This is a genomic window from Cupriavidus sp. 94F1, assembly GCF_057798875.1.
Map to the genome: position 1 here is coordinate 85,334 of NZ_JBYOJT010000007.1, position 14,556 is coordinate 99,889.

Annotated in this window: 11 protein-coding genes; 3 read left to right on the forward strand and 8 right to left on the reverse strand. The window is 67.3% G+C overall.

The genetic code is table 11. From position 1 onward, the window contains the following. Nucleotides 1–12: 12 nt before the first annotated feature. Together AC3FJ6_RS18755 and AC3FJ6_RS18760 are read right to left on the reverse strand one after the other, a co-directional pair. On the reverse strand, nt 13–1,350 hold the full coding sequence (locus AC3FJ6_RS18755; RefSeq protein WP_488773226.1) for an epoxide hydrolase family protein: 1,338 nt from the start codon (nt 1,348–1,350) through the stop codon (nt 13–15). Between the two features lie 243 nt (nt 1,351–1,593). Next, nucleotides 1,594–1,998 (reverse strand): SRPBCC family protein, encoded by a 405-nt coding sequence (locus AC3FJ6_RS18760; RefSeq protein ID WP_487522079.1) that lies wholly within the window; start codon nt 1,996–1,998, stop codon nt 1,594–1,596. 266 nt (nt 1,999–2,264) lie between these two features. Between AC3FJ6_RS18760 and mdeB the strand changes: the two genes are divergently transcribed. Continuing rightward, on the forward strand, nt 2,265–4,928 hold the full coding sequence (mdeB, locus tag AC3FJ6_RS18765; protein ID WP_488773227.1) for an alpha-ketoglutarate dehydrogenase: 2,664 nt from the start codon (nt 2,265–2,267) through the stop codon (nt 4,926–4,928). 91 nt (nt 4,929–5,019) lie between these two features. Here the strand turns inward: mdeB and AC3FJ6_RS18770 are convergent, their stop codons facing one another. The 5 genes from AC3FJ6_RS18770 to AC3FJ6_RS18790 form a co-directional block, all read right to left on the reverse strand. Then, the gene (locus AC3FJ6_RS18770; protein ID WP_488773228.1) at nt 5,020–6,162 is read right to left on the reverse strand and encodes a hybrid sensor histidine kinase/response regulator; all 1,143 of its coding nucleotides are present in this window, start codon (nt 6,160–6,162) and stop codon (nt 5,020–5,022) included. A gap of 8 nt (nt 6,163–6,170) precedes the next feature. After that, nucleotides 6,171–6,767, reverse strand: a complete 597-nt coding sequence (locus tag AC3FJ6_RS18775) for a chemotaxis protein CheB (protein WP_153947886.1) — start codon at nt 6,765–6,767, stop codon at nt 6,171–6,173. Nucleotides 6,768–6,776: 9 nt separating this feature from the next. Further along, on the reverse strand, nt 6,777–7,667 hold the full coding sequence (locus tag AC3FJ6_RS18780; protein ID WP_488773229.1) for a CheR family methyltransferase: 891 nt from the start codon (nt 7,665–7,667) through the stop codon (nt 6,777–6,779). Beyond that, entirely contained in the window at nt 7,649–10,801 is a 3,153-nt protein-coding gene (locus AC3FJ6_RS18785; protein WP_488773230.1) for a response regulator, read from the reverse strand. Before AC3FJ6_RS18785 ends, AC3FJ6_RS18780 begins: the two co-directional genes overlap by 19 nt. A gap of 158 nt (nt 10,802–10,959) precedes the next feature. Next, nucleotides 10,960–11,373, reverse strand: a complete 414-nt coding sequence (locus AC3FJ6_RS18790; protein WP_488773231.1) for a DUF1801 domain-containing protein — start codon at nt 11,371–11,373, stop codon at nt 10,960–10,962. A 156-nt stretch (nt 11,374–11,529) separates the two neighbouring features. Between AC3FJ6_RS18790 and AC3FJ6_RS18795 the strand changes: the two genes are divergently transcribed. Both AC3FJ6_RS18795 and AC3FJ6_RS18800 read left to right on the forward strand, forming a co-directional pair. Beyond that, complete coding sequence (locus tag AC3FJ6_RS18795; RefSeq protein ID WP_488773332.1) at nt 11,530–12,426, forward strand: LysR substrate-binding domain-containing protein; 897 nt, start codon at nt 11,530–11,532, stop codon at nt 12,424–12,426. Between the two features lie 14 nt (nt 12,427–12,440). Continuing rightward, a complete protein-coding gene (locus AC3FJ6_RS18800) occupies nt 12,441–13,556 on the forward strand; it encodes an NAD(P)H-dependent flavin oxidoreductase (protein ID WP_488773232.1) in 1,116 nt (371 codons plus the stop codon). Between the two features lie 22 nt (nt 13,557–13,578). On the opposite strand, the gene AC3FJ6_RS18805 is transcribed toward AC3FJ6_RS18800, so the two are convergent. Then, nucleotides 13,579–14,478, reverse strand: coding sequence for a LysR family transcriptional regulator (locus tag AC3FJ6_RS18805; RefSeq protein ID WP_488773233.1), 900 nt, complete (start codon nt 14,476–14,478; stop codon nt 13,579–13,581). Nucleotides 14,479–14,556 lie beyond the last annotated feature (78 nt).

Genomic DNA, 14,556 nt, shown 5'->3' on the forward strand with positions numbered 1-14,556 from the left:
CGCCAGATCGCTTTACCGCACCGATCTGAACGCCGCCCGCAGTTCCTCCGCAAACAGCTGCGGCTGTTCCCACGCCGCGAAATGACCACCCTTGGCCACCGCGTGGTAGTAGTACAGCGACGGGTATGCCTGCTTGCTCCAGCTTTCCGGCGCCTGGTAGATCTCGTGCGGGAACACGCTGATGGCCACCGGCACCTTGATATCGCGCGTCTTCTGCGTCTCGGCGCTGAAGTTGTTGTTGTTGTTCTCCCAGTAGAAGCGCGACGACGATGCGCCGGTATTGGTCAGCCAGTAGAGCGTGATGTCGTTCAGGATGGCATCGCGCGACAGCACGCGCTCGGGCACGCCGCCACTGTCGCTCCATTCGGTGATCTTCTCGTACGTGAACGACGCCAGGCCCACAGGGGAGTCCGACAGCGAATAGCCGATGGTTTGCGGACGCGTCACCATCATCGCGCCATAGGCGGCATTGCGGCCGAAGAAGCGGCTCAGGGACTGGTAGGCCTTGCGCTCCGGATCGGTCAGCTCGGAGGGCCCCGCCTCGCCGGCCAGGATCGACTTCATCAGCGGGCCCGGCACCGTGGCGGGCATGTTCAGGTGGATGGCCTTGAGTCCCGGCGGCGCCTGGCGGGCGAGCGCGTCGGAAATGACCGATCCATGGTCACCGCCTTGCGACACGTAGTGCGTATAGCCCAGCCGCTTCATCAGGGTGTCCCAGGCACGCGCCGTGCGATCCGGGCCCCAGCCCAGTTCAGCAGGCCGCGCGGAGAACCCGTAGCCGGGAATCGACGGAATGATCACGTCGAACGCATCTTCGGCGCGGCCACCATACGCGGTGGGGTCGGTCAGCGGCCCGATGGTCTTTGTGAACTCGAACACCGAGCCCGGCCAGCCGTGCGTCAGGATCAGCGGCAGCGCGTTCGGATGGCGCGACTTCACGTGGATGAAATGGATGTCCAGCCCATCGATCTTCGTCACGAACTGTGGCAGCGCATTGAGCTGCGCCTCGGCCTTGCGCCAGTCGTACTGGGTGCCCCAATACTTGACCAGTTCCTGCACACGGGCGGTCTGGATGCCCTGGGAATCGTCGCTGACGGTTTCCTTGTCTGGCCAGCGCGTGGCCGCGATGCGGCGGCGCAGGTCGTCCAGCTGGGCCTGCGGCACGTGTACGTGGAAAGGGCGGATGCTTTCGTCGGCGTTGGCCTGGGTGGCGGCGGCCTTCGCCTTGGGGGCAGCGTCCGCGGCGCTGGCGGGCTGCAGGTATCCGGCGAAAGCGATGGCCGCCAGTGTGGCCGCGGCGGCAACGGTCCGGCGAGCCGTCGGGAAATCTTGGGTCAGAGCATGCGACATCAATGGTTCTCCTGGTTGGCGCCGCCTGTTTCCTGACGGCAGGAAACCGTAGCGGGCGTGAATGAACCATCGCAGTCTAGAAACGGAATGCTCGCGTTAAATGTCGATCCATGCACCTTTTTGGATCGTCATGTATCGCCTGGCCACGGCGATACAAGCGGATACAGATCGCGCAGCCGGTCCGGCGACACGGGGGCGCACACCATGCTTCTACGCGCATCGGACCGGACCGGAGGCCGCCGACTACCTGGCTTCGACGTACCGTTTGAAATTGTCGAGAATGCTCTGCCAGCCCTGTTGCTGTTGTTCCACCGGGTATTCCGACTCCGGGTCGAAGCTCACGCGCACCGTCACGCCTTGCGGGCTATCGGCAAAATCGACCTCGGCGTTCCGGTCGCCAAAGGCGTACACGATGCGCCGGTTCGGCACGATCTCGGTGTAGGTGCCCGCGAAATCAAAGCCCATGCTGCCGTCCTTGGCCTCCATCCGCGACGAGAACGCGCCGCCAACGCGCAGATCGACCGACGCGGCCGTGGTGTGCCAGTCATCGGACGCAGCATTCCACTGCTTGATGTCCTCGGGCGTGGTGTAGGCGCGCCACACGTTGTCGATCGGGGCGGCGACGGTGGTTTGTACGGTGAGCTTCATTGTTGCGTCTCCTAAATAGTTAGCCGGACGGATAACTATAGGTCGCCGTCATGACGAACGCAATCGCAATCTTCGACGGATACCCATCCCTTGGCCGCCTGGCCTGCCACTTTTCCATTCCCCAGATGATTATGTTGGAGATGGTCGGGATGGCAGCACATCATGCCGTCGCGCTCCGTTTGCACCGCGCAATCCGGGAGGTTCTGTTCCGGTCCGGCCCCTAAAATCGATGTCACCACAAGGGCATTCGCATCCGGAGACCGATCATGGGCCGCGCCGAACCACTTCAGCCACTGCAGATCGATGGCGATATCGATCCGCTGGAAACACAGGAATGGATGGACGCCCTGAGCGGCATCGTGTCGGCGGCGGGGCCCCGGCGCGCGGGCTTCCTGCTGGAACGGCTTGGCGAGCATGCCGCCCATCTGGGCCTGGACACACGCCCGCACCCCTACTCCGCCTACCAGAACACCATTGCGCCGCAGGCGCAGCCGCCCTACCCCGGCAACCTGGCCATCGAACAGCGGCTGACGGCCATCCTGCGCTGGAATGCGCTGGCGATGGTGGTCCGCGCCAACAAGGCGTACGGCGAACTGGGCGGCCACCTGGCCAGCTACGCGTCGGCCGCCGAGATCTTCGAAGTGGGCTTCCAGCATTTCTTTCGCGCCGATACGCCGGAGCGCAAGGGCGATCTGGTCTTCTTCCAGCCGCATTCGGCCCCCGGCGTCTATGCGCGTGCGTTCCTGGAGGGCCGCCTTTCCGAGGCGCAGCTGAGCCGCTACCGGCAGGAAGTCGATGGCGGCGGCCTGTGCTCGTACCCGCATCCGTGGCTGATGCCCGATTTCTGGCAGTTTCCCACCGGCTCGATGGGCATCGGCCCGATCAGCGCCATCTACCAGGCGCGATTCCTGCGCTACCTTGCGCATCGCGGCATTGCCGCCACGGCCGGCCGGCGCGTCTGGGGCGTGTTTGGCGATGGCGAGATGGACGAGCCCGAATCGCTGGCCGCCTTGTCGCTGGCCGCCCGCGAAGGCCTGGACAACCTGACGTTCGTGATCAACTGCAACCTGCAACGGCTCGATGGCCCGGTGCGTGGCAACGGCCAGGTCATCAACGAGCTGGAATCCCTGTTCAGCGGCGCGGGCTGGAACGTCATCAAGGTGATATGGGGCTCGGAATGGGACGCCCTGTTTGCCCGCGATACCAGGCACGCGCTGCTCAAGCGTTTTGCGGCCATGGTCGACGGCGAGTACCAGAACCTGGGCGCCAAGGACGGCGACTACAACCTGTCGCACTTCTTCCACCAGGACCCGGAACTGAAGGCGCTGGTGGCGGGCATGAGCGCGGCCGACATCGACGGCCTGCGTCGTGGCGGCCACGACCTGCGCAAGCTGCATGCGGCCTATCATGCCGCCGCCCATCATCCCGGCCAGCCTACCGTGATCCTGGCCAAGACCAAGAAGGGCTACGGCATGGGCAATGCCGGCGAATCGCGCATGACCGCCCACCAGCAGAAGAAGCTCGACATCGAAGCGCTGCGCGCGTTTCGCCACCGTTTTGCGCTGCCCATCGACGACGCCGCGCTGGAATCGATGCAGTTCTACAAGCCAGCCGACAACAGCCCCGAAATGGCGTACCTGCGCGAGCGTCGGGCTGCTCTGGGCGGGCACCTGCCCCGGCGCACCGCCACCGCGCCGGCCTTGCCGGTGCCGCCGCTCGACAGCTGCGCCGGCTTCGCCCTGACGCCGGACGGGCGCGAGGTATCGACCACCACGGGCGTGGTGCGTCTGTTCACCAACCTGATAAAAGACCGCACGCTCGGCCCGCGCATCGTGCCGATCGTGGCCGATGAAGCGCGCACCTTCGGCATGGCCAACCTGTTCCGGCAGATCGGCATCTACGCGCCGCAGGGCCAGCTCTACGAGCCGGAGGACGCCGGCTCGATGCTCTACTACAAGGAAAGCCGCGACGGCCAGCTACTGGAGGAAGGCATTACCGAGGCCGGTGCGATGGCGTCGTGGACGGCGGCGGCCACGTCGTACAGCGTCAGCGGCGAGCCGATGCTGCCGTTCTATATCTACTACTCGATGTTCGGCTTTCAGCGCGTGGGCGACATGATCTGGGCCGCCGCCGACCAACGCGCCCGCGGTTTCCTGATCGGTGCCACGGCCGGCCGCACCACGCTTTCCGGCGAGGGCCTGCAGCACCAGGACGGCAGCAGCCAGCTGGTAGCCGCCACGGTGCCGAACTGCCGCGCCTATGACCCGGCATTTATTGGCGAGGCCGCAATCATCATCGACCACGGCGCACGCGCGATGCTGGAGCAGCAGCGCGACGAGTTCTACTACATCACAGTCAACAACGAGAACTACGCGCATCCGCCCCTGCCCGCCTCGGCACACGCCGACGTGGTGCGCGGCATGTACCGCTTCGGCACGCGCGGCGACGGCGCCGCGCGCGTGCGGCTGCTGGGATCGGGCCCCATCCTGCGCGAGGTCATCGCCGCCGCCGACCTGCTGGCGCAGGACTGGAACATTGCCAGCGAAATCTGGAGCGTCACGAGCTTTCCGGAACTGGCCCGCGATGCGCGCGAATGCGAACGCCAGCAGATGTTCGGCACCGGCGCGGACCCTGCCGACATCACCAGCCATGTCGCGCGCTGCCTGGCCGGCACGGTTCCGGTCATTGCCGCCACCGATTACGTGCGCGCCTACGCCCAGCTGATCGCGCCGTACGTGCCGGCCCGCTATATCGCCCTGGGCACCGACGGCTTCGGCCGCAGCGACACACGCGGCGCGCTGCGGCGCTTCTTCGAGATCGACCGGCACCATATCGTCGCCAGCGCGCTGCATGCCATCGACGCCGCGCTGCACGCCCAAGCGCTGGCGCGTTACGGGCTGGCTGCCGGGGCGGCGCCCTGGAGCCGCTGACTGGCAGGCGGCCTGCGCCGACAGATGCGGTCAGTGGCATCGCGATTGGATGCCACGGCGGGTCCCGGCCCGGGGTTCGAATCCGGCGGCGTCAGGGCTGGATGGCGCGCTGCGCCTGGCAGCATTCCCGTGGCAGCGTCACGGTAAATACCGTGGTGCGAAGCTCGGGCGACGATTCGGCCACCACGGTGCCGCCGTGCAGCATGGCCAGCTCGCGGGCGATATAGAGCCCGAGCCCCAGCCCTTCGGAATGGCTGCCGCCAGTGGCGGCGACCGTCGCGCCCATCCCCGAATGGAAGGCGTCGAAGATATGCGGCAGCACGCGGGCATCGATGGTGCCGCCGTTGGACACCGCCACCGTCACGCGGTCCGGGGCCGTGCCGTCCACGCGCACGGTCACCGGCGTGCCGGCATCGCCGTGCTGCAGCGCATTGCCCACCAGGTTCTGCACCACCTGGGCAATCAGGTCGGGATCGATCGTGGCCCGGGTATCGCCGAGTTGCTCCAGCACCAGCTGCAGCTCGCCGCGCGACGCCTGGCATTCATCGACGATGGCTGCGCAGATCGCGCCCAGATCCGCCGCCTGCGGCATCAGGCTGACCCGTCCGCCATGCAGGCGCGCCACATGCAGCAGCTGGTCCACCATGCGCGCCATGCGCTGGCTGCTGCGGGCAATCCGGTCCGTGGCCGGCTTCAGCTTTTCCTCGCCCCCGAAGCGGCCCAGGAACGACGCCGAGGCGATGATGGCCGATAGCGGCGTGCGCAGATCGTGCGCCAGCACGGCCATCAGCATTTCATTGGTCTTCAGCAGCTGCTGGGCGGTTTCCAGCTGCTCGGCCAGTAGCTGCTTTTGCTGGGCCAGTTGCACAAACACATCGACCTTGGCCGACAGCACACGCGCATCCACGGGCTTGAACAGGAAATCCACCGCGCCCGACGCATAGCCGCGAAACGCGCGCTGGCTGTCATGCCCGGCGGCCGTCAGGAACAGGATCGGGATCTGGCTCGTGCGCTTGCTGCCGCGCATCAGTTCGGCCAGTTCGAAGCCGTCCATCTCGGGCATGTGCACGTCCAGGATGGCCAGCCCGAATTCGTGGTCGAGCAGCAGTTCCAGCGCCTGCGCGCCGGAATTGGCATGGACGATCTCTATACCCGGCTTGGCCAGTACGGCGTCCAGCGCGGTCAGGTTGGCCGCAATGTCGTCGACGGCGAGGATCTTCACGGGAGCTTGCATGGTAGGCGTCATTCAGTCAGGCGGGCCAACCCGTGGCCGATCGCTTCCAGGGTCAGTATGTGGTCGGCCGCGCCGCGCGCGATCGCCTCTTGCGGCATGGTCTCCACCATGGCCGATTCCGGCGACTGCACCCAGGTGCGGCCGCCCGCCGCGCGAATCACGGCCAGGCCGCGCGCACCATCGTCGTTGGCGCCCGACAGCAGCACGCCCAGCGCGCCCTCCCGCCACGCGACGGCGGCCGACTCGAACAGCACGTCGATCGACGGCCGCGAAAACCGCACGGGCGGCGCCACCGACAGGGCCAGCCGCACGCTGTCCGGCGTGTCGGGGTCCCGTTCCAGCAGCAGGTGATAGTCCGGTGGCGCCAGATAGAGATGGCCCGGCTCGACCGTCAGCTTGTCTTCCGCCTCGTGCACGGGCATTGCGCAACGCACGGCGAACAGTCCCGGCAGCAGGCTCGGGCTCGACGCCAGCTGGTGCATGACGACCACGACCGGCGGCATGAAGCGCGCGGGCAGCATCGGCAATACGGCGTTCAGTGCCTCCAGCGCGCCGGCCGAGCCACCGATCACTACTCCCCTGCACGGTTGCGTCGCGGTCTGCATGATGGCGCCTCAGAGCTTGCGGTACAGCCGCTCGCGCGACGACACCGCCTCGAAATCCTGCACATGGGCGCTGAACAGCAGGCTTTCCTTGCTGCCCAGCCCCAGGAACCCGCGCCGCGCCAGCGCATCGCGAAACAGGCCGATGGCGCGGTCCTGCAGCGGCCGGTCGAAATAGATCAGCACATTGCGGCACGAGATCAGCTGGGCTTCCTGGAACACGCTGTCGGTCGCCAGGCTGTGATCCGCAAACACCGACTGGCGGATCAGCTGCCCGTTGAACTTGGCCTTGCCATAGGCGGCGTGATAGTAGTCCGACAGCGACGCCCGCCCGCCGGCCGCCAGATAGTTGGCGCCGAAGCTGCGCAGCCGGCCGGCGTCGTACACGCCCGCGCGCGCGATGGCCAAGGCCTCGGGGTTGATATCGGTGGCATAGAAGACGGTGCGCTCCGCCAGGCCCTCTTCCTCGAACAGGATGGCCAGCGACCACAGTTCCTCCCCGCTGCTGCAGCCGGCCACCCACACGTTGACCGACGGATAGGTCTGCAGCACCGGCACCACGTGCTCGCGAATCGCGCGGAAGTAGGACGGATCGCGGAACATCTCGCTGACCTGCACCGTCAGGTACTGCAGCAGCCGGCCGAACAGCACGGCATCGCGCAGCATGCGGTCCTGCAGTTGCGACAGCGTGGTCAGGTTCAGGTCCCGCAACGCCTGCTCCAGCCGGCGCCGTAGCGACGCCCGCGCATAGCGCCGGAAGTCATGCTGGTATTTGCGGAAGATGGCCTCCAGCAGCAGCTCCAGCTCGATGTCGAAGTTGGCGTCGAGCAGCACCGTGCCGTCTTCCCACGCGGCGTCGGCCAGCGGTTCCGCGTCCTTGGATTTCAGTTTGCGTGTAGCCATACGCGACACAGCGAAAGCAGTTTGTCCACATCGATCGGCTTGGCGATGTAGTCGTTGGCACCGGCCTGCAGGCAGGCCTCGCGGTCGGACTGCATGGCCTTGGCGGTGAGCGCGATGATCGGCAGGCGCGCGTACTGCGGCATCTGGCGGATGTGCCGCATGGCCGTGATGCCATCCATCTCGGGCATCATGATGTCCATCAGCACCAGGTCGATGCCGTCCATCCTGTTCAGCAGGTCAAGGGCCTCGCGCCCGCTGCGGGCGATCTCCACGGTGGCGCCCAGCGGTTCGATGACCTTCGACAGCGCGAAGATATTGCGCGCGTCGTCTTCCACCAGCAGCAGCTTGCGGCCGTCGAACGTGTCGTCGCGGTTGCGGGCCGCCCGCAGCATGCGCTGGTGTTCCGGCGGCAGCGACGACTCCACGCTGTGCAGGAACAGCGTCACTTCGTCGAGCAGCCGGTCGGGCGAACGGGCCCCCTTGATGATGATCGACTTCGAGTACCGGCGCAGCTTCTGTTCGTCCTCGGCCGACAGCTGCCGGCCCGTATAGATGATCACGGGCGGCATGGCGCCGGCATTGGCCTGCGCCCGCTGCGCCATATGGGCCAGCAGGTCGTGGCCGGTGCCGTCGGGCAATACCATGTCCATCACCACACAGTCGAACGGCGTGCCCTCCAGCGCCGTCTTGGCCGCTGCCACGCTGTCGGTCGTCACGATCTCGGCCTCCAGCGATTTCAGCAGCGCGCGAATGCTCTCGCGCAGCGCCGGGTCGTCCTCGATCACCAGCACCCGGCGCTGGCCCGCCGCCATGCGTGCCTCCAGGCCCCGGATCGCCGCCGCCAGCTTGTCGCGCTCGCTGGGCTTGAACGTGTAGCCCACCGCGCCCAGGTGCAGTGCCGCTTCGGCGTGATCGCTGACCGATACCAGATGCGTCGGGATATGCCGCGTGGCGGGGTCGCGCTTGAGCCAGTCGAGCAGCGTCAGCCCCGACTGGTCGGGCAGCGCCACGTCCAGCAGGATGCCGCACGGCTGGTGCTGGCGCGCCAGTTCGAGGCCCTGCGCCGACGTGGTGGCGTGGATGCAGTCGAAATCGAGCTCGTGGGCCAGGTCGTAGAGAATGCCGGCGAAATCGATATCGTCCTCGACCACCAGGATCAGCCGGTTGCCGCGCGTGCGATGGTCGCGGTCGTCGGGAATCGGTGCCGGATAGCCCGGCTGCACGCGCTCCATGGGCTCTTGCGCAGGCGCCGGGGCAGGCGGCACCGCGCGCGATGGCGGGGCCATCACCAGCGGTGCCGGCGCGCTGGCCGGCTGCGTCATCAGGCCAGCCTGCGTGGCGGAGTCTGCGCCGAGCAGGCGCGGCACGGTCAATGCAAACACGCTGCCCTGGCCCGGTTCGCTGGCCACCGAGATCACGCCGCCCAGCAGGCGGCCCAGCTCGCGCGAGATCGACAGGCCCAGGCCCGTGCCGCCATAGCGGCGGCTGGTGGTGCCGTCGGCCTGCTGGAACGCCTCGAAAATGACCTGCTGCTTGTCTTTCGGAATGCCGATGCCGGTGTCGCGCACCTCGAAGCGCACCGCGTCGTCACCGTGCGCGGCCAGCGCCAGCGTGACCGCGCCCGATTCCGTGAACTTGAACGCATTCGACAGCAGGTTCTTCAGCACCTGCTGCAGACGCTGGTTGTCGGACACGATGGCATCGGGCACGCCGGGCAGGAATTCGACGCGGAACGGCACGCCCTTCTGCTCGGCGATCGGCCCGAACATGCCCTGCAGCGCCTCGGTCAGCGCCTTCAGTTCGACCGTTTCATGCTCGATCACCAAATGGCCGGCCTCGATCTTGGACAGGTCGAGGATATCGTTGATCAGGTTCAGCAGGTCGGTGTTGGCCGCGTGGATGGTGGATGCATAGCGCACCTGCTCGGCGGTCAGCGTGCCTTCCTTGTTCTCCTGCAGCAGCTTGGCCAGGATCAGCGCACTGTTGAGCGGCGTGCGCAGTTCGTGCGACATATTGGCCAGGAATTCGCTCTTGTACTGGTTGGACCGCTCCAGCGCCCGGGCGTTGGCGGCCAGTTCGGCCTGGAAGGCCAGCATCTCCCGCTTCTGGCCTTCCAGCCGTTGCGCGTGTTCTTCCAGCTGGACGTTGGTCTGTTCCAGCTCCGCCTGCTGGGCCTCGAGCCGCGCCTGCGAATCCATCAGCGCGCGGCCGCGCTCTTCCAGTTCCTCGTTCGATACGCGCAGTTCTTCCTGCTGGACCTGCAGTTCCTCGCTCTGGCGCTGGGTTTCGCCGAGCAGCTTTTCCAGGCGGCCCCGGTAGGCGGCCGCACGCAGGGTCATGCCGATCGGGTCGCCAATGCGTTCCAGCAGTTCCACGATGTCGGCCGTATCGCGCTGCATGGCGACAAAGCCCAGTTCCACCACGCCCACCACGTCGCCTTCGGCCGTCAGCGGCGCCGCCACGATCTCGTTGGGCGTCGTCCGGCCCAGGGCCGAGGACACCTGCAGATAGTCGGCCGGCAGGCCGCCCACCGCGATCACGCGGTTTTCCGCCGCCGCCTGGCCGGCCAGCGTCTGCCCCGCCGTCAGCGTCTGGGGCAGCTCGTCGGCATTGGCCAGCGCCCAGGTGGCCACGCGGCGCATCTGGTCGCCATCCACCTGGTACACCACGCCCACGTGCGCCTGGAAGGCCTGCGCCAGCACGCGCACCAGCGCATCGGCCACATTGCCCGCCGACTGCGGATTGCGCACCGCCTGGTGCACCCGCACCTGCGTCTGCTGCAGCCACGCCACGCGCTGCATGGCCGCCTGGGACAGGATGTAGCGATACACCACCCCCGCCAGAAACCACAGCACGACCACGCCCGCGCCGCGGTTCGCGATGGCATAGATCGGCCGGATGCTGCTGGCAGGCGACACCGCGTAGCCGATGCCGATCAGCACCGTGCCCACGGCGGCGACGATCAGCGGCAGCCTCGGGTCATTGCCGTACAGGGTCAGGCAGACCGGCACCAGGTAGAACAGCCACGCCGCCACCCCAAGCGGGGTGAACGCATCCATGCCGAACACCACGGCCATCGAGACCGGAACAAGGATCGCGCCGAACAGGAAGCGTTGCAGGGAAGACGGTTGCATACCGGCGGGATAGAAGGAAATCGCGGCTGTGCACGCGCCAACGACCGCATGGCGCGCAACAACCAGCCGAAGCGACTTATGCTACCCCGCGCCAACGGAAATGGCTGTCGGTGTCACGCCGACATCGGCCGGGGCGGGCCGCCCCAGGCCTTGCCGCGTCAGGCCCTGGACCTGGCTTTCGGCTTGGCCGCGGCCTGGTTCAGCGCCACCGCCGCGCGGATCAGGGCCTTCAGGGCGGTTTTGTTGATGGTGTCGCCCTCGCGGAAGTCGATCGCTCGGCGCACGTTGCCGTCCAGGCTCGAATTGAACAGCCCCTTGGGATCGTCCAGCGACGCGCCCTTGGCGAACGTCATTTTCACGGTGGCCTTGTAGACCTCGCCCGTGCAGAGGATGCCGTCGTGCGACCACACCGGCACGCTCCATTTCCACTCCTCGATCCCGTCGGGATCGGCTTCCCGGACGATGGCCCGCAATTGCGCCAGCATCTCGCCGCGCCAGTCGCCAAGCTCCGCAATCCTGGCATCGATCAGCTCGGCGGCCGGTACGCCGGCCTGCGGTTCTGCCTTCTTCATGCTGCTGTCTCCCGGTGAATGGTTGATACATCACTATAAATCACACCATGACGGAATCGGACAGCGCCGTCCGCTTGACAACGCATTCTCCAGTCACAATACTAACTAGACTTTCATTCTCTAACGGAGAACGACACAATTGTGTCGTCGCACAGTGTGGAACTGGCAGAACTCGAGATTTTCCGGGCGGTAGCGCGCGAACAGAGCGTCACCCGGGCCGCCAAATCGCTGGACCGCGTGCAGTCGAACGTGACGACACGCGTGAAGCAGCTGGAGGAAAGCCTCGGCGTGGACCTGTTCCAGCGCGCGAACAAGCAGATGATCCTGACCCCGGCCGGACAGCGCCTGCTGGGCTATGCAGACCAGCTGCTGGCGCTGGCCGAAGAGGCACGGCAGTCCATGCGCGCCGATGCGCCGAGCGGCCGCCTGCGCGTGGGGTCGATGGAAAGCACCGCGGCCACGCTGCTGCCCCGGCCGCTGGGCCGCTTCCACGCCGCCTGGCCCGACGTCGAACTGGATCTGAGCACGGGCACCTCGCAGGCGCTGGCGGACGGGGTGCTGGAACGCCGGCTGGACTGCGCCATCGTGGCGCACCCCGGCACGGGCAATCCCGGGGACATCGACCTATCGGAAATGGGCGCGGGCCTGGAAGGGGTGTTCCTGACCACCGAGGACCTGGTGCTGGTGCTGCCGGCGACCCATCCAAAGGTGCGGCGCCCCGAAGACGTGACGCTGCGCCAGCTGGCCGCGTTCTCGCGCGGCTGTACCTATCGCCGGTGCGCCGAGGACTGGCTCGAACAGGCTGGCGACGATGTGCGCCGCCATCTCACCGTTATCGAACTCCCCTCGTACCACGCCATCCTGGCGCAGGTCACGGCAGGCTCCGCCGTGGCCATCGTGCCGCGCTCGCTGCTGGCGATGCAGGCCAATACGGGGGCCCTGCAGACCGTGCCGGTCCGCAAGGTGCATACGTACCTGATTCGCCGCGCCGCTTTCACCACCTCCGCCTACGCCGCATTCGAGCAGGAACTGCGCCGTAGCCAGCCCGCATGACAAGGAACGCCGCCATGGAAGCCAATCGTCAGAACCCGTCCCGCAACCTGTTGTCGCGCCTGGGCATCCGCCTGCCCATCATTCAGGCGCCGATGGCGGGCGTCAGCACTCCGGCCATGGCGGCGGCCGTGTCCGAAGCCGGCGGCCTGGGCTCGCTTGGCGTGGGCGCCATGGACGCCGAGGGCGCACGCAAGGTGATTCGCGAAACCCGCGCGCTGACATCGAAGCCCTTCAACATCAACGTGTTCTGCCATGTGCCGGCCAAGCCCGACGCCGAGCGCGAATCGGCCTGGCTGAAATACCTGGGCTCTGCCTTTGCCGAATTCGGCGCCACGCCGCCCGGCGCGCTGCGCGAGATCTACAAGAGCTTTGTGGTCGATGACGCGATGTACCAGATGCTGCTGGAAGAGAAGCCGGCCGTGGTGAGCTTCCATTTCGGCCTGCCCGCGCAGGCATGGATCGATGCGCTGAAGGCGGCCGGCATCGTGCTGCTGGCCAGCGCCACGTCGCTGCAGGAAGCGCGGCAGATCCAGGCGGCCGGTATCGACGCCATTGTCGCGCAGGGCTTCGAGGCCGGCGGCCATCGCGGCGCCTTCGATACCGAGGCCGAGGACGAAGGGCTTGGCACGTTCGCGCTGACCCGCGTGCTGGTGGCCCGCACGAACCTGCCCGTCGTCGCGGCTGGCGGCATCATGGACGGCGCCGGCATCGCGGCCGTGCTGGCGCTGGGCGCCGCCGCGGCGCAGCTTGGCACGGCGTTTGTCGCCACCAGTGAATCGGCCGCCGATGCCGCCTACCGCGCCGCGCTGACCGCCGACGAAACCCGCCCGACCACGCTGACCCGCGCCATCTCGGGCCGCGCGGCACGCGGCTTCACCAGCCGCTTCACGCGCCTGGGCACCGCCGCGGGCGCCCCGGCAATCCCCGACTATCCCGTGACGTACGACGCCGGCAAGGCGCTGCACGCGGCGGCAAAGGCCAAGGGCGTCAGCGAATTTGCCGCCCAATGGGCCGGCCAGGCCGTGCCGCTGGCGCGCTCGATGCCCTCGGCCGAGCTGGTCGCCGTGCTGGAGCGCGAACTGCGCGAGACATTGGATCAGTTGAGCAGCGTGCGGGCGGTGTTGGGCTGAGCATGCGTGCGCTGCGGAACGTTCAGGCCAGCAACCGGCTCCGCGCAAACTCCCCCGCCGCCCAGTCCAGGAACGCCCGCACACGGGGCGATAGCTGGCGCGAGCGCGGATAGAGCAGCGACACGGGCTGCGACGGCGGCGGCGTGTCGCGCAGGATCTCCACCAGCGAGCCGCGCCGGAGCTGCTCGACGATATGGAAGCGCGGCACCTGGGCGATGCCAAGGCCCAGTTCGATACCGGCCAGATAGCTCTCGGTGCCGGTGACGGCCAGCGGGCACGGCAGCGACAGGCGCTTCAGGTCGTCGCCAACCTCGAACTCCAGCGGCGTGACATTGCCCGTGCTCATCTGGCGGATACCCACCATCCGGTGGCCCGCCAGCGATGCGAGATCGGACGGCGTGCCGAAGCGTTCCAGGTAGGCGGGCGTGGCGCAGGTCAAACGATCCAGCATGGCCACCTGGCGGGCCACCAGTTCGCTGTCGGGCAGCCTGCCGTAGCGCAGCACGCAGTCCACGCCCTCCTGCACCAGGTCGACCCAGCGGTCACCTTCGCTCATCGTGATCTGCAGGTCGGGGTAGCGGCTCAGGAAATCCGGAAAGCCGGGCATCAGGAAATGGCGAGCCAGCGTGCCCTGGACCTCGATCCGCAGCATGCCGCGCGGCTCGGCGCCGCTGAAGCCGCCCTCGGCGTCCTCGATGTCGTCAAGGATGCGCAGGCATCGGCGGTAATACGCCTCGCCGTCCAGCGTGGGCCGCACCACGCGCGTGGTGCGCTGTAGCAGCCGCACGCCCAGGCGCTTTTCCAGGTCGGCGATCACCTTGGTCACCGTGGAACGGGGCACCTCCATGTCGCTGGCAGCCAGCGTGAAACTGCGGCGCTCCACCACCCGTGTGTAAAGCCGCATTGCGTCGAATCGGTCCATCCGCGCCCCTTTTTGTGCCTTTTAATACGCTTATGAACACATTGTTTCCACGACAGAACAAGTGCTGGCAATTCTAGA